At 65.2% G+C, this 18,175-nt stretch carries 15 protein-coding genes; 8 read left to right on the top strand and 7 right to left on the bottom strand.

Annotated elements, in window-relative coordinates; translation table 11 throughout:
• The first annotated feature begins 15 nt into the window (after positions 1–15).
• Positions 16–882 carry a hypothetical protein gene (locus tag I6F37_RS28555; protein ID WP_036015956.1) on the top strand — a complete coding sequence of 289 codons (867 nt, stop codon included), beginning with the start codon at positions 16–18 and terminating at the stop codon, positions 880–882.
• Between the two features lie 143 nt (positions 883–1,025).
• On the opposite strand, the gene I6F37_RS28550 is transcribed toward I6F37_RS28555, so the two are convergent.
• The 3 genes from I6F37_RS28550 to I6F37_RS28540 form a co-directional block, all read right to left on the bottom strand.
• Positions 1,026–1,262: an AbrB/MazE/SpoVT family DNA-binding domain-containing protein gene (locus I6F37_RS28550; RefSeq protein ID WP_036015962.1), complete on the bottom strand. Its 237-nt coding sequence runs from the start codon at positions 1,260–1,262 to the stop codon at positions 1,026–1,028.
• A 74-nt stretch (positions 1,263–1,336) separates the two neighbouring features.
• The gene (locus I6F37_RS28545; protein WP_225114579.1) at positions 1,337–2,629 is read right to left on the bottom strand and encodes a Spy/CpxP family protein refolding chaperone; all 1,293 of its coding nucleotides are present in this window, start codon (positions 2,627–2,629) and stop codon (positions 1,337–1,339) included.
• A gap of 176 nt (positions 2,630–2,805) precedes the next feature.
• Entirely contained in the window at positions 2,806–3,879 is a 1,074-nt protein-coding gene (locus I6F37_RS28540; protein ID WP_225143612.1) for a LysM peptidoglycan-binding domain-containing protein, read from the bottom strand.
• A 180-nt stretch (positions 3,880–4,059) separates the two neighbouring features.
• Between I6F37_RS28540 and I6F37_RS28535 the strand changes: the two genes are divergently transcribed.
• The 3 genes from I6F37_RS28535 to I6F37_RS28525 all read left to right on the top strand — a co-directional run bounded on the left by I6F37_RS28535 (position 4,060) and on the right by I6F37_RS28525 (position 11,333).
• Positions 4,060–4,752 carry a hypothetical protein gene (locus I6F37_RS28535; protein WP_225143610.1) on the top strand — a complete coding sequence of 231 codons (693 nt, stop codon included), beginning with the start codon at positions 4,060–4,062 and terminating at the stop codon, positions 4,750–4,752.
• Positions 4,753–4,890: 138 nt separating this feature from the next.
• Positions 4,891–7,554 (top strand): EAL domain-containing protein, encoded by a 2,664-nt coding sequence (locus tag I6F37_RS28530; protein ID WP_225143608.1) that lies wholly within the window; start codon positions 4,891–4,893, stop codon positions 7,552–7,554.
• Positions 7,555–7,868: 314 nt separating this feature from the next.
• Positions 7,869–11,333 carry an AAA family ATPase gene (locus tag I6F37_RS28525; RefSeq protein WP_225143606.1) on the top strand — a complete coding sequence of 1,155 codons (3,465 nt, stop codon included), beginning with the start codon at positions 7,869–7,871 and terminating at the stop codon, positions 11,331–11,333.
• On the opposite strand, the gene I6F37_RS28520 is transcribed toward I6F37_RS28525, so the two are convergent.
• The 3 genes from I6F37_RS28520 to I6F37_RS28510 all read right to left on the bottom strand — a co-directional run bounded on the left by I6F37_RS28520 (position 11,308) and on the right by I6F37_RS28510 (position 14,208).
• On the bottom strand, positions 11,308–13,488 hold the full coding sequence (locus I6F37_RS28520) for a PAS domain S-box protein (protein ID WP_036015932.1): 2,181 nt from the start codon (positions 13,486–13,488) through the stop codon (positions 11,308–11,310). The two genes, I6F37_RS28525 and I6F37_RS28520, sit on opposite strands and share 26 nt — an antisense overlap.
• Positions 13,489–13,808: 320 nt before the next feature.
• Positions 13,809–13,931 carry a hypothetical protein gene (locus I6F37_RS45595; RefSeq protein ID WP_260345449.1) on the bottom strand — a complete coding sequence of 41 codons (123 nt, stop codon included), beginning with the start codon at positions 13,929–13,931 and terminating at the stop codon, positions 13,809–13,811.
• Positions 13,932–14,031: 100 nt separating this feature from the next.
• On the bottom strand, positions 14,032–14,208 hold the full coding sequence (locus I6F37_RS28510) for a hypothetical protein (protein ID WP_156447317.1): 177 nt from the start codon (positions 14,206–14,208) through the stop codon (positions 14,032–14,034).
• 148 nt (positions 14,209–14,356) lie between these two features.
• Between I6F37_RS28510 and I6F37_RS45590 the strand changes: the two genes are divergently transcribed.
• The 4 genes from I6F37_RS45590 to I6F37_RS28495 all read left to right on the top strand — a co-directional run bounded on the left by I6F37_RS45590 (position 14,357) and on the right by I6F37_RS28495 (position 17,103).
• Positions 14,357–14,488 (top strand): hypothetical protein, encoded by a 132-nt coding sequence (locus I6F37_RS45590; RefSeq protein WP_260345447.1) that lies wholly within the window; start codon positions 14,357–14,359, stop codon positions 14,486–14,488.
• Positions 14,489–14,731: 243 nt separating this feature from the next.
• Entirely contained in the window at positions 14,732–15,757 is a 1,026-nt protein-coding gene (locus I6F37_RS28505) for a beta-propeller fold lactonase family protein (RefSeq protein WP_225153332.1), read from the top strand.
• A gap of 68 nt (positions 15,758–15,825) precedes the next feature.
• Positions 15,826–15,996 (top strand): hypothetical protein, encoded by a 171-nt coding sequence (locus I6F37_RS28500; RefSeq protein ID WP_167361671.1) that lies wholly within the window; start codon positions 15,826–15,828, stop codon positions 15,994–15,996.
• Positions 15,997–16,209: 213 nt separating this feature from the next.
• Entirely contained in the window at positions 16,210–17,103 is an 894-nt protein-coding gene (locus I6F37_RS28495) for an efflux RND transporter periplasmic adaptor subunit (RefSeq protein ID WP_036015950.1), read from the top strand.
• 117 nt (positions 17,104–17,220) lie between these two features.
• Here the strand turns inward: I6F37_RS28495 and I6F37_RS28490 are convergent, their stop codons facing one another.
• Positions 17,221–18,069 (bottom strand): caspase family protein, encoded by an 849-nt coding sequence (locus I6F37_RS28490; protein ID WP_036015927.1) that lies wholly within the window; start codon positions 18,067–18,069, stop codon positions 17,221–17,223.
• Positions 18,070–18,175: the final 106 nt, after the last annotated feature.

The following is an 18,175-nucleotide window of genomic DNA, read 5'->3' as shown; positions in this document are numbered from 1 at the left end:
CGTGGGAGACGATTCGTGACGCTTGCCCTGCCTTCGCGTGCCTATGATTTGCAGATGCTGGACCGGCCCGCGGATCGCGCGCGTGATCAGGGCTGGGTGTTTGGGCTGCCGCCGGGCATTGCATCCGAGCAATGGCCGCTCGATCCCGTCACCGGCTATCCCTTGATGCACGGCTTCACGCTAAAGCTGCCGGAGGATTACCGGGTGCATGGCGCGGACATCGTCGCGTTGTCGTTCTTCGCCACGGCGCCCGATCACAATGACGGCGGCGCGCCCGACGATCCCGAGATTCGCGAGGCGGTGCTGGCGCGGCCGTCGCATCCGCGCCTGTCGCGCATGACCGACATTCTCGACTACGCCTATGCCGCGCTGCTCTTGACGAAGGCCGAATATGACGGCGCGTTCGCCGCGCCGCCGGCGCCGCTTGCGCTGGCAACGGTGGAGCGGCCGCGCTGGCTCGATGTCGGCGGTGCCAGCGCCTTCTTCGAGGCCGCACCTAGCTACGCCAAGAAGATGTTTGCAGCCCCGCCGCGTGCCGATCTCAGCGAGACGCGCGCGATCGCGCTGTCGCCGCGCGCTGATGATCCCAACGCCGGCAAGGGCCCGCAGGATGAGCACGTGCGCGAAAATCCGCCGACCGGCTATCAGCCATATTACTACTATGTCGGCGGCAAGCCGGGCCGCGACAATTTCCGCCTGCACGACTGGGCCAAGGATCACGCCCACAACCACCTAGGCGGCACCATGCGGCCCTGCCAGGCCGTGCCGGAGATGAGCCCGTTCTATATCGAGTTCGAGGAATATTTCGGCGGCTACAATTTCGGCGGCGGCAACGCGCAGCTCGACTTCAAGGACATGAAGTTCGACTGGGCGTGCGGGTGATCATGGAAGCCGCGCAAGGATCCGGACTTTGCGATGATGCGAGCGTTCACGGAGCCATGCCGAGGAACGGATTGACGATGGTGAGCCCGCCGATGCTGCGGCCGCGCTGAAGGTCCCAGAATCACCGCTGTCAAAGAACGCGATCACCGCTCGTTCGCCTCGTCCCGATCGAATTTGTAGCCGGCGGGCAAGGCCGCCCAATTGCGCGCCTCCATGTTCTCGATCGCACGCCGACGCTGCTCCGCCTTGGTCTCGATTTCGATCGCGCCTTTGCGAGTGGCCACGATATCGATTTCGTCGCCCTCCTTGAGGCCGAGTTCATCAACTAGCGCTTTGGGCAGGCGCACTGCGAGGCTGTTGCCCCATTTGGAAACCAGCACCAGCACCCTCCGTGATGTGCATCCCTATCTGCATATCATAGGGAGATATGATGGCATTCCAAGCTGGCGTCCCCTCACGCCCCTCGCTTTGGCCCGATCGCCTCGAATCCGGCCTTTTGCTCGTCGCTGAGATCGGCCTGGAAATCGTCGAGCGCGTCGGCGATGGCGCCGACGGCTTGCAGCATGGTCTGCAGCCGCGCCTTCACGGCGGCGAGGCGGGCCTGCGCCGTTGCAGCGGGTTCTGTCGGACAGGCGCTGAGCGTCTGCATGGTGCGGAGCGTGGTGTCCTGCAGCACCTCGAAGCGGGCGCGGGCGACCTCGTCGAGGTGGAGCGTGGCCGCGATTTCGGCGGCGGGCCATTGCTGCTGGAGCAGTTGCTCGTATTGGCGCTGCGCGTTCTCGTCGGAAATAGGATCGTAGTCCGCCTGGCAGGCCTTGGCCGCCTGTGCGTCCTTGGATGCGTCCTTGCCCGCGTTCTTGTCAGCGTTTTTGGACTGGTAGGACGCCAGCGCGGCGCGACGCTCATTGGCTAAGGCGTTGAGCCGGGCTTTCTGGTCGTCATTGAGCAGGCCGACGAATTTCGACAACGGCGCTTCCATGGTGTCGATGGCCTTGATCATGGCCTCGACACGCTCGCGCATCAGGCCGAGGCGCTCCGCCGCATTCGCAGGGGTTTGCGCCGGGCAGGCGGTGCGGATGGTGTCGCGCGCCGCATTCCAGGCGGATGAGAGCTCGTCGAGCGCGGTGCGCTGAGCTTCGTTCGGTGCAACGGCGCTCGCGATGCGCTCGACCGGCAGGCCGCCGGTGTCGCTGGCCTCGCACAGCGTCTCCGCGGTCGGGACTTTTCGCGCGCGACGGCCTTGCGGCACGGTGTAGGCGGCAAGCTCGGTGGCGGCATAGGGCGTGAACAGCGCGGCATAGATATCGCCGTAGCCGTAGAGCGAGAGGCTGGTGGTATCGCCGAAGACGATCGCATTGGTGAGATCGTCATGGGCGAACGGCCAGAACACCGGGCCGACCCAGCCATAGCTGCCATCGGGATGACGCCACCAGCCCTGCGGGCGGCGGCCGCCTTGCCAGCCCGCCAGCGCAGCCTGCGCCGTGAGGGCCGCACGCATCACGTAAGGGTTCGACAGCTGGCTGCGGTCGGCCCCGCGCGGGTCCTGCGACCTCAGCGCAGCTGACCGGTAGCGGCCGCCGCGCACCGCCATGCGGGAATGGCGCAGGCGCGACAGGCCGATCACGTGGCCGACGGCGAAGCGCGCAACCCCGACCGGACCGCCGCGCAAGCCGAACTGCGCCTCGGCTCTGTCAGGCAGCAGCACTGTTGCAACCACCAGGACCGCGCCAGCCAGCGCCAGTCCCATGCGCCCCGAGAGGATTTTTGACCTGACGACTGGTTTGGCCACGTCTTGTTCGGCCACGTCTTGGCCCTCCCTCCCGCGCCAAGTGCGCAATGCGTCGCATCACGAAGACGCGCGAGGGAACCGAATGTTCCAGAGAGACACAGGACAATGCGTCGCAACGCGCCGGCTGTGCCGTGTCACTCCGCCTTTTGCGGCATCACGAAGGTCTGGCCGGGATAGATTAGATTGGGGTTTTGGATCTTGTCGCGGTTGGCGTTGAAGATCACGGCGTAGCGGGAACCGTCGCCGTAAGCGAGCCGGCTGAGCGCCCACAGGCTGTCGCCGCGGGCGATGATCCGGCTGCCGCCGGCCTCGGCCGGCGCGGCGGTGAGCGCCTCCGCCGGCGAGGCCGATGCAACCACGGTGGCCCTCGGCGCCTGCGCGAAGGCCTTGGGTTTCGGTGCTCCGATCAGTTTCGGCCGGGCCGCTTGCCTGTCGGGCACCGACGCCAGCCGCGGCGAGGCCGACGGCAGCGCGGCGACGACATCCGATTTGTCGTCGGGCTTCTCGGCCGGCTTGGCCTCCTGCTTCGCAACCGGCGGCATGCGCACGGGCGTCGGCGCCGCCGCGGCGATTGTGACCGGCATGGTCCGGCCGGATTCGGTGACCGTGCCGTCCGGCGCCCTGGCGCGGAGCGTCAGGTCATATGAGCCGGCCGGCAGCTGCGGCGGGGTCATCACGAATTGGCCCGAGGCGTCGGCGACCACGCTGTCGAGCGGCTTGCCGTCGCGCAGCAGCTCGACCCGCGCACCCGGCGTGGCGCGGCCGGCAATCACCGCCGCCTCGCCGTGATCGTCGATGCGGGCGACGTCGAAACGGGGGCCGGCATCTGCAGCCGGCGCCGGCGGCTTGACCGGCACGAGGTCACCGAGCGCGGCCACCTGCTTCTGGGTCTCGGCCAGCGCGCCCGCCTTCGGCTCGGGTGCAGGCGGCGCGCTGTCGACGAGCTTCGGCTGTTCCGGCTTCAGCTCTGGCTTGGATTCAGGCTTGGACTCAGGCTTGAACTCCACCTTGGGCTCGACCTTGGCTTCAAGCTTGGGCTCGACCTTGGCTCCGACCTGGGGTTCGACCTTGGCCTCCGGCTTGGCGGCGACGGTGACCTTCGTCCCATCAGGCAGCAGGCGGCGCAGCTCGGTCGGGCCGATCACCAGCGCGGTGCCGACCAGCGCGAGCAGACAGAAGGCAATGAAGGCCTTGGAGGCGGTGATCATTTGAAAAGGACCTTGGGTGGCAAATCAGCCGAGGCCGGCAAGGTGCGCCGATTTGGCTGCCGCAGCAAGACTGTCGATAGGATTATGCTTCCGTCCAGGCGCGCGGGATGAACCGGCGCGACCACGCGGGTGTCCAAGTATCAAGGCCGCCTGGCGGCATTCTTCAAGGGAATTCCTCCCGTGACCGTATTCTCCCGTGCCGCGGGATCCCTAGCGGTTGCTCTGACGCTGGCCGCTGCACCCGCTTTGGCCGCCTCCGGCCCGCCGCCCGGCTTCACGCTTTCCGACGATGCCGATCTCGCCTTCACCTCGCCCGACGGCGCCACCAGGCTCGAGCAGTATATGAAGGAGGACGAGGATTTCGACATCAAGTGGCAGGTCTGGGCGCGACGCGGCGGGGAGATGCGCGAGTTGAAGCCCGAGCAAGGCTATCCGGCCGGCTTCCGTTTCACGGCCGACTCGCAATGGCTGGTGCGGATGCAGAAGACCGGCTCGGGCGAGCAGGACCTCTTCCTCTATCATTTCGAGAACGGCAGCTTCGTCAACGCGACCAAGACGTCGCTCGGCGATCTGGCCTGGGCCTACTTCCGCAGCCGGCCCGACACCAAGAGCATGAAGCTCGACTATCACATCACGGCGAATCTGGTGAAGGGCACCGAAGATGCGTATCGCTGGCTCGGCGTCGACTGGACCAACAACCGCTATCTCCTGATCTCGCTGTCGGGCGAGACGGACAAGCATCCGAAGAACGTCGCGGTGAAGGGCCTTGCGGATTGGAAATGCCGCTATGACCTCGCGACCGGCAAATTCGATGTGCCGAAGATGTTCGCCAAGGGCAACGCGGAAGCCTTGAAGTGGAAAATCAGGCGCTGAAGGTCCTGCGGTCTCGCCGCGGTCTCCTGTACGATGGAACCAACCCTCTGATTCCATTCCGATTCATATTTTCCTAACCGTCAATGGTAACCGGGTCTTGTCGGTTTTGCTGCATCTTGCGTCCCACGGGAGGGCTGGATGGGCGCATCGATCCGATGGACCGCGCGAACGCGCGCGTTGCTCCGCCGTTGGCGCGGAGCGCCGCTGACGTGGCTGATCGCCGGCGGCTTCGTGCTGATGCTTGCGACCGCCATCGGCACCGCGCTCACGGTCGACCGTTTCCGGCAGAATGCCATCGAGAGCGGTCGCGACAGCCTTGAAAACGCCGTCCGCATGCTCGCCCGGCATTTCGACCGGCAGTTCGAGGACTTTGCGGTGCTGCAGAAGAGCATCATCGCCGAGCTCGAGAGCCACGGCATCCAGTCCGCCGAAATCTTCCGCAGCGAGATGGGCACGCTCGCCGTGCATGAGGTGCTGCGCGCGAAAGCCAGCGGCTGGTCCGACGTCGCCGGCGCCAATGTGTTCGATTCCAGGGGCGTGCTGATCAACTCGTCGCGGCAATGGCCGGTCGCCGATATCTCGATCGCCGATCGCGGCTATTTCAACCGTCTCAAGGACGATCCGGCCGCACAGGAGGAGGTGGAGGTCGTGCCCGGCCGGTTCGGCAACGGACCGGCGATCGTGTTCGCGCGGCGCATCTCCGGCCCGCACGGCGAATTCCTCGGGCTGGTCTCGCGCGCGATCACGCCCGAGCAGCTCGAATCCTTCTTCGCCTCGACCGGGCTCGGCGAGGATTCCTCGATCGCGATGCACCACCAGAACGGCCAGCTGCTCGCCCGCATTCCACACGTCGAAGCGATGATCGGGCAGAACTTCCGCACCGGCACGCCGGAGCAAATGGCGGTGTTCGAGCGCACCTTCGTCACCACCCAGCTCGCAAGCCCGATCGACGGCAAGGACCGCATCGTCGCCTCGCGCCTGCTCACCGGCGAGCCGCTGGTCGTGGTCGCGACCAAGTCGCTCGATGCGACGCTGGCGACCTGGCGCACGCAGACGAAATTCTTCGTCACCATTGCCGCGCTGTCGATCGGCCTGTTGGTGCTCACGCTGTTTCTGATCTTCCGCCAGGTGACGCACCGCCTGTCGCTCGAGAAGCAGCGGCTCGACATCGCGATGAACACGATGACGCAGGGCCTGTTGATGTTCGATCAGGACGAGCGGCTGATCGTCTGCAACCGCCGCTACATCGAGATGTATGGGCTCTCGGTCGCCGTGGTGAAGCCCGGCGTCCACTTCCGCGACGTGATCCGGCACCGCCGGGACACCGGCTCGTTCGAGGGCGACATCGATGCCTATTGCGACGACATCCTGAGCAATGTCGGCCGCACCAAGAGCGCGATCGTCGAAACCGCCGACGGCCGCCTGATCGAGATCAAGAACCAGCCGGCCGCTGCCGGCGGCTGGCTCGCCACCCATGACGACGTCACCGAGCGTATCCGCGCCGACGAGCGCATCGCCCATCTGGCGCATTACGACGCCCTCACCGATCTGCCCAACCGCGTGCTGCTGCGCGGGCATCTGGAACGCCGCGTCGCCGAGCTCGCGCAAGGCAAGCCATTCGCGATCCTCTATATCGACGTCGACGAGTTCAAGGGCGTCAACGATTCGCTCGGACACGAGGTCGGCGACGAACTGCTGCGCCAGGTGGCGAACCGCCTGCGCGCCTGCGTCAGCGGCAACGACATGGTCGCGCGGCTGGGCGGCGACGAATTCGCCATCGTCAAGGCCGGCACCTCCGATCCGGCCGAGCTGACGGCACTGGCGGAAACCATCCTCAAGGCGTTGCGCGCACCGGTGGATTGCAGGGGGCACGAGGTTCCGACCGATGCCAGCATCGGCATCGCCGTCGCGCCCGATCACGGCGACAATCTCGACGATCTGCTCAAGCGCGCCGATCTGGCGATGTATGCGGCGAAGTCGGAAGGCCGCCGCACCTTCCGCCTGTTCGTGCCCGAATACGACGCCAAGGCGCGCCAGCGCCGCCAGCTCGAACTCGATCTGCGCCAGGCGCTCGCGCGCGGCGAATTCGAGGTGCACTACCAGCCGCTGGTCGACCTCACCGCCAATGTCGTCACCGGCTGCGAGGCCTTGCTGCGCTGGCGCCATCCCGAGCGCGGCATGGTTTCGCCGGCGGAGTTCATCCCGGTCGCCGAAGACACCGGCCTGATCGGCGAGATCGGCGAATGGGTGCTGAAGCAGGCCTGCGTCGAGGCTGCCTCGTGGCCGGGACGGATTCACATCGCGGTCAACGTGTCGCCGGTCCAGTTCCGCTCGCGCACGCTGGCGCTCAAGGTCGCCGCCGCCCTCGCGGAGTCCGGGCTCGCGCCGGGCCGGCTCGAGCTCGAGATCACCGAGACGGTGCTGATCCGCGACGACGAGGAGGCGCTGGCGATCCTGCAGCAGCTGCGCGAGCTCGGCGTGCGCATCGCGCTCGACGATTTCGGCACCGGCTATTCCTCGCTCAGCTATCTGCACCGCTTCCCGTTCGACAAGATCAAGATCGACCGCAGCTTCATCAGCGACATCGGTCAGTCCGAGGACTCCTCGCCGATCGTGCAGGCCGTGGTGCGCATGGCCGCCGCGCGCCATATGGCGACCACCGCCGAAGGCGTCGAGACCGAAGCGCAAGCCGAGGTGCTGCGCCAGCTCGGCTGCAGCCAGATGCAGGGCTGGCTGTTCAGCCCGGCGGTACCGGCGACGAAGCTGAAGCAGCTGCTGGCGGCGCAGGCGGTCGCGGCCTAGCCGGCGACGCCACGTCTGGCCCGGATGTCCGCTGCGAGGAAAGCGGCGCCGCTGAGTGTTCGGTTCGAAGTCGTGCGGCGATTTGACAATCAGCGACCGACAGCTATCAATTCATTGAATTCTGCGCACCTGGCTCGTCGAAATGGTGAGCCGCCGATCCGCCTCATTTTCGAGACGCGGGCAAGAAACGCTCAAAATACCGATGGTTTGCCTCCATTGGCCGCCGCAACGAAGAGCCGCATCGAGTCCCCATCCAAGCGCAAACCACAGGCATTTTGGAGCCGCTCAGCGCAATTTGAACCAGGGATTTCCGCATGCCGAATGATGAGTCGAGGACGGGGACGGAGCGTCTGAGACACTGGCTTGAAAGCGTTGGGCTCAGCCAATACACGGACCTCTTCGTCCGCCATCGCATCGATCTCGACATCCTGCCCCACCTGACCGAACCGGATCTGGCACAGATTGGACTGCCGCTCGGAGACCGCAAGCGGCTTCAGCGTGCAACGGCGTCCCTTTCCGGAATGGCCGCGCCAGCCGCGGGCCACACATTGCCCGCTACGGCAATCGTTGCGGAACGTCGCCAGCTCACCACGATGTTCTGCGACATGGTCGATTCCACCGCGCTCTCCGCACAGTTCGATCCCGAGGACGTGCGTGACATGATCGCGAGCTTTCGCGAAACCTGCGTGGGTGTGGTCAAACACTATGAAGGATTTGCCGCCCGCTTCGTCGGCGACGGCATCCTGGTCTATTTCGGCTACCCGAAGGCGCATGAGGACGATGCCGAGCGAGCGGTGCGGGCTGGTCTCGAGATCGTGCGGACATTGTCGACCGCGCCTGCGATCGAGCCGCTGAGTGCGCTCAACCAAGCGCCCGCCGTCCGGATCGGCATCGCGACGGGACTGGTGGTCGTGGGCGACTTGGTCGGCCAGGGGACCGAGGAGCGCGATTCCGCGGTCGGCGAGACCGTCAATCTGGCGGCGCGATTGCAGGGCCTGGCGCCGCCGAACGGGGTGGTCATCTCGTCGTCGACGCAGTCGCTGTTGAAGGGAAAGTTCGACTATCGCAATCTCGGGGTCCATGCACTCAAGGGCATAGCCGGAAGAACACAGGCGTGGCATGTGGTGCGGCCGTCGCGCGTGGAGACCCGCTTTGCCGCAGCCATCGGCTCCCGGCTGACGCCACTCGTCAATCGCGACGACGAGATCACGGTTCTGCTCGGCCGCTGGGAGCAGGCCAAGGCGGGCGACGGCCAAGTCGTGGTGCTGTTCGGGGAGCCGGGCATTGGCAAGTCGCGCATCGTCCAGGAAATCTTCGTGCGGATTGCGGGGGATCGGCACGGGCATGTCTCGTTCCAGTGTTCGCCCTACTACAGCTCGACGGCGTTCCATCCCTTCATCGAGCAGCTCAAATTTGCCCTGGGCCTCGACCGCGACGATGCTTCGGCCTCGTCTCTGTCGAGTCTCGAGCGGACCGTTGCGGCCGCGCATGGCGACATCGAGCAGATGACGCCGCTCTTTGCGGCGCTGCTGTCGATCCCGACCGGAGGTCGCTATCCTCCGCTCGATCTGTCGCCGCAGCAGCAAAAGGACGCCATCGTCTCCGCCCTCATCAATCATCTCCTGGGCCTCGCGCACGATCAGCCGCTGGTGATCGCCTTCGAGGACGCCCATTGGATCGATCCGACATCCCGGGAGGTCATCGATCTGCTGGTGGAGCGGGTCCAGTACACGCCCATTCTCGTCGTCATCACTTGCCGTTCCGAATTCAAGCCGAGCTGGAGCGCTCACTCTCACATCACGACGCTGGTGCTGAACAGGCTGAGCCGGCAGCAGCGGACGACCTTGGTCGAGCGGGTTGCCGGCAGCCGCAAAATGCCGAAGGAAGTCGTCGAGGACATCATCGTCAAGACCGATGGCGTGCCGCTGTTCGTCGAGGAGCTGACCAAAGCCGTTCTCGAAAGCGACCTTCTGACCGAGGAACGGGGAAATTATGTGCTCTCCGGTTCGTGGCGACCGCTGGCAATCCCGGCGACTCTGATGGATTCGCTGATGGCGCGTCTGGATCGGCTGGGCCCGTTCAAGAGGGTCGCACAGATCGGAGCCACCATCGGCCGGCAGTTCTCCTACGAGATGCTGAACGCTGTCGCCTCCGTACCAGCCGACCAGATCGAGGCGGCGCTCGATCGCCTGGAGGAGGCAGGGCTGATCGTCCGGCTGGGCCATCCGCCGGATGCGCTCTACTCGTTCAAGCACGTGATGATCCAGGATGCAGCGCATGCGAGCCTGTTGCGCAGCGAGAGGAGACGGCTCCACGCGCGGATCGCGTCGGTGCTGAGTCAGAACTATCCGGAAAAGACCGAGCGCGAGCCGGAGCTTCTCGCCTATCATCTGACCGAATCCGATCAAAGCCAGCCGGCTGCAGCTTCCTGGATCAAGGCCGGCAGGCACGCCGCAAGGTTGGGAGCCTATTTGGAAGCGATCGGCCACCTGCGCCGTGGCCTAGCGGTCGTCCTCGGCAGTCCCGAGATGCCCGACCGCGATGAAATGGAGCTGGAGCTTCGCATTGCGCTGGGTAACGCGCTGATCGCTGCCAAAGGTTACGGCACACAGGAGGTGGAAGACAATTTTGCCCGAGGCCTCGAGCTCGGACGGCAGCTCGATGATGAAGACAAGGTGCTAGCGGCGATAAGAGGCCTTTGGATGCACCACTTCATTCGGGCTGACCTGACCAAGGCGCACGGTCTGAGTGCCGCACTCCTGAAATTCGCCAAACGGGAACGTCCGAGCGAGTTGCTGTCGAAGCAGACCCTGTACCTCGTGGAGGCCCACAGGTCGATCGCGGCGACCATGCTTTACCGCGGGCGGTTTCTGGCGGCGCAACATCATCTTCGTCGCTCCATCGAACTCGATGATCCGGTTCTGCATCGCGGTTCGGCGGAAAGGCTCCTCAATCCAGGCGTCATGTCGATGTCGTACCTCGGATACCTGCTATGGTTCCTGGGGCAGCCCGACACCGCGCGGCAGCACAGCGAGCAGGCGATTTCCGATGCCGAGCAAATGCGCCATCCTTTTACGCTGGCATTCGCGCAAGTGTTTGGCGCATACCTTTGTCAGCATCTGCGCGACGTCACGGGCACCAGAGATTATGCCAGCCGCGCGATGACCATTTCATCGCAACACGGCTTTCTGCATTGGAAGCAACAGGCCACCATTCTGCATGGATGGGCGCTGACCGAGCTCGGGGACATGGATGCAGGTCTGAGCGAAATGCGCACGGGCGTCGAGGGTTACGAGGCGCAGAATTCCTGGCTCGCCAGTTGCTGGTTCAGATGCCTCCTCGCGCAAGGCTATGCGAGGGCCGGTCTGTCGGAAGCGGCCTTGCGCGCGCTCGATGGTGCCTTGACGGTCGCGAAGAGGACGGGCGATCACTTCTATCTGGCGGAGATCTACCGCCTGCAAGGGGAGTTCATCCGGGCCCATGCCGGACCAGCGGCCGACTCCGAGGAATTGTTCGTGCAGTCGCTGGAAGTCGCGCGCGGACAGAATGCCCGCTCGTGGGAGCTGCGGACAGCCGTCAGCCTGGCCCGCCTCTGGCGAGATTCCGACAAGCTTGAGCAGGCGATGGACCTGCTTGTGCCTGTTGTCGGCAGGCTCCGTGAAGGGCTCGTCACGCCGGACGTGAAAGAAGCCATCGCGCTCGCAAACGAGCTCGATATGCTGTCATCCAGAGATCAGCCATGGATCGCGCGAATCAATTCGATCCGACAGTGCCCGTGACCGGCATCGACATGCGACAGCGCACGCCGCCCGGTTCGAAGGCGAGATCGAACTCGCCGCCGAGGTCCGCCTCGACACAGCGCTCCATCAGCCGCGTGCCGAAGCCGCGGCGCATGGGCGGCGTGACTTTCGGGCCGCCGGATTCCACCCATTCATAATCGAGAATGGTGCCGTGCCCGGCATTCCGCAGGCTCCATCGCATCAAGAGCGTCCCATCCGGCGCCGACAAGGCACCGTACTTCGTCGCGTTGGTCAGGAGCTCGTTGAGAACCATCGTAAAGCTGAGCGCCGAGCGCGCATTGAGCGCGACGGGTGGACCTTCCATCCTGATCCGGCCATCCTCCGCAACAGCCGCCGTGATGTCCTCGACGAGCCGCTGGAGCGGAGCGTCCTGCCACTTGCGCTCGGTCAAGAGATCATGCGCACGAGAGAGCGCCAGCAACCGGCCCTCGAAGGTTCGATTGAAGTCGTCCAGACTGCTGGTATGGCGCGCGGTCTGGCCGGCGAGCGATTGCACCATCGCCAGGGTATTCTTGACGCGATGATTGAGCTCATCAATCAGGAGGGTTTGCGCCATTTCCGCGCGCTTGCGTTCGGTGATGTCGACCAGCATGTTGACTGCACCGATCAGCCTGCCCCCCGAATCGAATAGCGGCGTCGGATAGGGAATGAACGGCACGCGCGTGCCGTCCGGTCGCTCCGCGACAGCCTCCACTCCACGCACGGGCCGACCCTCCCGGAGCGCGATCGCCATCGGACATTGGTCGTGCGGCAGAGGCGTGCCGTCGGGCCAATAGAGCTTCCAGGTCACGCACCATTCGTCGCCGGGCAGCGGCGTGCGCCCGGCCATCTCGACGGCGGTCTTGTTGTAGAAGGTGATGCGGCCGTTTGCGTCGGTGGTGTAGAGTGCGGCGGGCAGCGCCTCGAGCAGATCGCGCATATGCTGCTCGCTCTCGCGAATCCGATCCTGCAATCGCTTGGCTTCCGTGACGTCGTGACTGACGCGAACGCCGTAGCGGAAGCGTCCCGCGCTGTCCGTGACCGAAGAGCTGAAGATCTCGAGATAACGCACGCTGCCGTCGGGGCGCAGGGCGCGCTTGCGGCAGGTGTAGCTTGGAATCTCGCCACGGACCTGTTGCTCATAGAGGGCAAGATCCGCGGCGCAATCGTCGGGATGAGTATAGTCGGAAAAGCTCATCCCCAGCAGCTCCTCACGGGATCTCCCGGTGATCTCGCTCAGATAATCGTTGACCCGGAGCAGCCGCCCATGTTCATCGGCCTCGGCGATGCCGACCTTGGCCGCTTGGTAGGTTGCAGCGAGGCGAGTCTCGCTCGCCTCGCGCGCCAGCTCGGCCACGCGCAGCCCGGTGACATCAGCTGTAAAGCAGCGCGTGCTGACGAACTTGCCGTCCTCGACACGACTGTTGGAGGTGATCAGTACGTGCTTGATCGAGCCGTCCTTCGCGCGCAGGCGGGCAGGATAACGGTCCAGCCTTTCGCCGCAGGACAGTCGGTGGAGAATGTCGCCGATGACGGGGGCGTCCGCGTGAAATTCGGCCACATGGTGACCGATATACTCTTCGGCGCTGTAGCCCAGCAGATCGAGCTCGGCCTGATTGGCCCTGCGAATGATGCCGTCGCCACCCACGATATGGAGCCCGACCGCACTGTTCTCGAAGAAGTCCTCGAGATCCTTGGTCTTTGCACGAACCTCTTCCTCGATCTTCTTGCGATCTGAAACGTCCTGAAAGCAATTGATTGCGCCCTGGATGCGGCCGGCATGATCGCGCAGGGGACGGATGTTGACGAGCGCTGTGATCCGCGAGCCGTTCGGCTGTTCGATGGTGACCTCCGTGTTGCGCGTGGGAAGACCGAGCCGGACCGCATTGGCCATGGGGCACTCCGAATGCGGAAGCACGGTGCCGTCCATCCTGTAGAGACGATGCGACCCGCAGAACTTCTCGACGGAACCAAGCTCTGGAGTTCTGCCCCACAATTCCGCGGCTTCGCGGTTGTAGGTCACGAGCCCGCCTTCGCTATCGCAGACATAGACCGCGCCCGGAATGGCCTCGAGCGCACCCGGAGCCGCCGCTACCAGGGCCTCGAACTCGGTCAGCTTGCGGGCAGAGAGCGGAAATTCCTCGACATTCGACATACATAGCCCCGACGTGCCGCAGGCGGGCGCCTACGCAATGAGCTTGAACGCATGGAAGCCTGGAGCGTTCCAAGGTCGCCAACCGCTGGTTGAGACCTGGCGGCGCCGAGTGCGGTTAAAGCGTCCGCGAGCGGCGCTTCGACAGTCGGGCCTCCCCCGAGGGGAAGATAGGGATCAAGCCTCGGAGCTCGCGGTTATCGCCTCGCTGAGACGGTCGGGAACTCCGGCCGACGGGCCCTAGTCGACATTGCATCACGCGCCCCTCGGTCGGCTTTTCGCCGGCGCTGTGACGCGCGCGTGCATGAAACGGTAAGAGAAGCTCACATCGATTGTCGGGCCGCCCGCACTTCGGCGAATTCGGCGTCGGGGTGGCTGACGATGGTGGCGACCATGATGCCGCTGATGATCAGCGACCACGCGGTGTTCCAACAGATCCAAAACACGAGCCAGCCTCCCTTTTCCCTCTCTCACGCCCCGAGCTAACGGCAGAGCGATGCCGCCGTTCCCGGCGCGGGGGCCTGCCGCGAGGGCGGCGGCAAGGTACTATTTTGGTTTGGTCGGCGGCGCCGCCCGATCGGTTTGGCCGGTGTGGCGCTTTGCCACGACATCCGCATCGCGCTCGCCCTCGTGCGGGCGCGGCGGAAGCTTGGGCTGGCCGGCTTGACCGCCATGCTTGCCGCCCATGTCGGGCTTGCCTTCGAGATCGTTTGCGCGGGACATGTCGGTTCAATGCGTTCGCAGCGCATTGGTTCGCGACAGCATCGGCCGTTTTCGCCCTGTGAACGGCCTCATAGAACCGCCGCTCTTTGCAGTGCAGGATCGCTGACGCGGCCCTTGGCCTCGCGGCTTGCACCGATGGATTGGCCTGATGCGAAAACGACTCATCCTCTGGACCCTCATGACCTCCGCCCTGGTCGCGATCACCGTGTGGACTATGCTCGGGCCGCCGGACCAGCCGTCCGGGTTGCGTCTGCCCTCCCGAACCGCAGCGGCGCGCTGACCCGGCATCCCGCGACCGATGCGATTTCGGCATCGATCGATCCCCATTGGATTTTGGTGCGGCGTCGCTCCGCCCGCTATGCTCGCGGCAAAAACGATAATACCGCGAGCCAGCTTTCAGGAGGAGCCCATGTCGAGACCGATGTCGAGACCGATCCGACGCATCGCATCGCGCGCGCCACGCGCTGCGATCGCCGCCGCCCTGTTCGCTTCGCTTGCCCTCATTTCTGGAGTCCGTGCCGGTATGGCCGAAACCTTCGCCTATGTCGGCAATGCCGACAGCAACGACATCAGCGTGTTCAAGATGAGCGAGAGCGGCGAGATGACGCTCGTGCAGACGGCCGCCTTCAAGGGCGTCGAAAAGCCGGGCTCCTCGACACCGCTCGCGATCACGCCCGACCACCGTACGCTGATCGCCGGCATCCGCTCGCAGCCCACTCTCGCGGTGAGCTTTGCGATCGATCCCAGGAGGGGCGAGCTCAGCCATCTCGGCAACGGACCGCTCGCGGACAGCATGGCCCATATCGCCATCGACCGCAGCGGCAAGTACCTGTTCAGCGCCTCCTATGGCGGCAACAAGGTCGCGCTGAATCCGCTGCTTGGCAACGGCGTTGCCGGCGAGCCCAAGCAGGTGATCCCGACCGGGCTGAACGCCCACGCCTTCCTGCCATCGCCCGACAACCGCTTCGCATTCGCGACCAATCTCGGCTCCGATCAGGTGCTGGCCTTCGCATTCGATGCCACGACCGGCACCCTGACGCCGAGCGATCCGCCGGTGCACAAGGTGCCGGAGAAATCGGGGCCGCGGCACTTCGTGTTTCACCCCGGCGGCAAGTTCGTCTATCTCCTCCACGAGCTGAACGGCGATGTCGCGGCCTTCACTTATGAAGCCAGGAGCGGCGCGTGGGACGAGATCCAGCGCACCACCGCGCTGCCGGAAGGGTTTTCGGGAAAACCTTGGGCGGCCGACATCCACATCACGCCGGACGGCCGCTTCCTCTACGCTTCCGAGCGCACCACCAGCACGCTCACCGCCTACAGGGTCGATGGCTCGAGCGGCAAGCTGACCACGATCGGCAGCGTGCCGACCGAGAAGCAACCGCGCGGCTTTCAGGTCGATCCAAGCGGCCGCTATCTCGCCGCGGTCGGCGAGCTCTCCGACAGCATGACGGTTCATGCCATCGACCAGGGCAGCGGCGCGCTGACCAAGCTGAAATCCTACCCCACCGGCAAGAAACCGAACTGGGTCGAGTTCCTGAAACTGCCGTGAGGAGCCATCGCCGACCTACGTAAACATCCGTAATTTCGCGAGGCCCGGCTTGGCGTCATATCTCGGTCATGGACCGGCAGATTGTCTTCAAATGCCCCCAGACGGGCCTGAACGTGCAGCATCGGCTTACCGACGAGCCGAGCGATCGCACGCACGTGTCGGTGTCGTGTCCGGCCTGCACGCGGCTGCATCTGATCGAGCGGGCCAGCGGCAAGCCGGTGGGTGAGCGGCGCCGCTGACGCCCGCCGCGCGCGACTCGAGCTCTTCGGAGCGAACCTGTTCTCCAATCCCGCGACTCATCAAAGACTTGCTTGTCAAAGACTTGCTTGCCGCGACTGCCGGCGGCGGCACGGCGTCCTGTTTCGGGACGACGCGGCCGTAGTGCGGGCGGCGGCCATCTGCTATCAATTGGAGGCATAGCCCAAGTGGAATTTACCCAATTGGAATTTCCGATGCGTCATTTGCCCCGCGCCGTTGTTCGAAACCTGTGCCCCGCAGCCGTCGCCGGCCTGCTCGTCCTCAGCCCCCATCCGGCCGGTGCCGCCGATGACGACGCGCCGAAGGGGCCGGCGGTCACGGTGCTGAAGGTCGCGAAATCCTGCTTCTCCGACGTCGTCGAAGCCACCGGCACGATCATCGCGCGTGAGGAAACCTCGGTGCGGCCCGAGCGGCCCGGCCTGAAGGTCACGGACGTGCTGGCGGAAGCCGGCGACACCACCACCGCCGGCCAGGTGCTGGCCCGGCTGGCGCTGCCCGAAGGCGGCACGCTTCAGGTCACCGCGCCCGTGGCGGGGGTGATCGCGACCTCGACCGCGCAGATCGGCAACTTCGCCTCGGCCAAGGGCGAGGCGCTGTTCACGATCGTGGCGCGCAGCGAGTACGACCTCGTCGGCCTCGTGGCCACCACCGATGTGCGCAAGCTCGCGGTCAATCAGCAGGCCACCGTGCGGATCCCAGGTGGCGGCGACATCAGCGGCAAGGTGCGCCGCATCGGACCGACCGTCGAGCCGAACATCCAGCAGGGCATGGTCTACATCGGCATCTCCTCGCAGAAGCGGCTGCTGCTGAATGGGAGCGGGCGCGCGCTGATCAAGACCGGGCAGAGCTGCAACGTGGCGGTGCCGCTGACCGCCGTGCAATATTCGTCCGCCGGCACCGTGGTGCAGGTGATCCGCCGCAACCGCGTCGAGACCAAGCGTGTCGAGGTCGGCTTGATGTCCGGCGGCAATATCGAGGTCCGCGACGGCCTCAGCGAGGGCGACGTCGTCGTCGCCCGCGCCGGTGCCTTGCTGCGCGAAGGCGATCCGGTGCGTCCCGTGATGGCGAGCGCGGAAGCGGCGAAGTAGGAGCAACGTCGTAGGGTGGGTTAGCCGAAGGCGTAACCCACCTCTTTGCTTTCCAAGCTGACGCGAGAGAAGCGGTGGATTACGCCTTCGGCTAATCCACCCTACAAGAGCCGCGAACTAACCGCCGGCTTCGCCGAAACGGACGTCTTCGAGCAGCGACGACGATACGGTCGGGACCTGGTCGCCTTCGCTGGCGCGGGAGATGGCGAGGCGGGTCTTGTTGAAGACGCTCTCGGCGCTGCCGGGCTTGCTGAGGTTGTTGAGGAACTCGCTGACCAGCACGCTGTGCTCGCCCTTGCCGTCGTCGACGACCTTGCCGGGCGAGGCGGAGGTGAGGATGAGCGCATTGTCGGACGCGCTGATCGGCGCGAGACCGTGGCTGTAGGAGCGGAAGCGGCGCTCGTAGGGATTGCGGCGGGAGGCGTCGACCACGACGAGCTTCGCCTTGGCGCCCTGCTCCTTCATCATCTCGAGCACGCCCTCGATCGACACGCCTTGGCGGCGGACGTCCTTTTCCTTCCAGATCACGGCATCGACCGGCAGCATGTAGCTCTCGCGGCCGGCCTGCACGCCGTAGCCGCCGAAGAACAGCATGACGACGCTGTCGCGGGTGATCCGCGACTTCAGGCGGCTCACGGCGCGGACCATGTCGTCGCGGGTCGCATCTTCCACCATGTCGACGTCGAAGCCGTTCTTGCGCAGGGACGAGGACAGCGCACGGGCGTCGTTGATCGACTGCGTCAGCGGCGCGCTGGCGTCGGGGTAATGTCCATTGCCGATGACGAGCGCCAGGCGCGAGCTCTGGCCGATCGAACCGGTGATCTGATCGGTCGAGACCGCCTTGGCGGCATCGATCGCACGCATGTTGAGAGCAGCATGGGCGCCGATCACCAGCGACACCGTGCCGATGAGGGCCGCGGCGAGGGCGATCGTACGTCTGGAAAGGTCGAGCTGCTTTAGATTCATCTCGCTTCGTTTCCTGTGCCAAAGACCTACCAAGCGCGCGCACACTGTTTGAGTAGCGCGATAGCGGCTTTAGGTTTGAGGGATTGGCCGGGGATGTGACCCCGAA

The sequence above is a fragment of the Bradyrhizobium sp. NBAIM08 genome (assembly GCF_020193935.1).
Classification (GTDB): Bacteria; Pseudomonadota; Alphaproteobacteria; order Rhizobiales; family Xanthobacteraceae; genus Bradyrhizobium; species Bradyrhizobium yuanmingense.
This window is presented reverse-complemented; position numbering and strand designations above follow the sequence as displayed.

Bases quoted from the DNA above. Each gene is read 5' to 3' on its own strand.
- I6F37_RS28545 (WP_225114579.1), bottom strand. From the start codon at position 2,629: ATGGGACTGGCGCTGGCTGGCGCGGTCCTGGTGGTTGCAACAGTGCTG.
- I6F37_RS28540 (WP_225143612.1), bottom strand. From the start codon at position 3,879: ATGATCACCGCCTCCAAGGCCTTCATTGCCTTCTGTCTGCTCGCGCTG.
- I6F37_RS28530 (WP_225143608.1), top strand. From the start codon at position 4,891: ATGGGCGCATCGATCCGATGGACCGCGCGAACGCGCGCGTTGCTCCGC.
- I6F37_RS28525 (WP_225143606.1), top strand. From the start codon at position 7,869: ATGCCGAATGATGAGTCGAGGACGGGGACGGAGCGTCTGAGACACTGG.
- I6F37_RS28520 (WP_036015932.1), bottom strand. From the start codon at position 13,488: ATGTCGAATGTCGAGGAATTTCCGCTCTCTGCCCGCAAGCTGACCGAG.
- I6F37_RS28510 (WP_156447317.1), bottom strand. From the start codon at position 14,208: ATGTCCCGCGCAAACGATCTCGAAGGCAAGCCCGACATGGGCGGCAAG.
- I6F37_RS45590 (WP_260345447.1), top strand. From the start codon at position 14,357: ATGCGAAAACGACTCATCCTCTGGACCCTCATGACCTCCGCCCTGGTC.
- I6F37_RS28505 (WP_225153332.1), top strand. From the start codon at position 14,732: ATGGCCGAAACCTTCGCCTATGTCGGCAATGCCGACAGCAACGACATC.
- I6F37_RS28500 (WP_167361671.1), top strand. From the start codon at position 15,826: ATGGACCGGCAGATTGTCTTCAAATGCCCCCAGACGGGCCTGAACGTG.
- I6F37_RS28495 (WP_036015950.1), top strand. From the start codon at position 16,210: ATGCGTCATTTGCCCCGCGCCGTTGTTCGAAACCTGTGCCCCGCAGCC.
- I6F37_RS28490 (WP_036015927.1), bottom strand. From the start codon at position 18,069: ATGAATCTAAAGCAGCTCGACCTTTCCAGACGTACGATCGCCCTCGCC.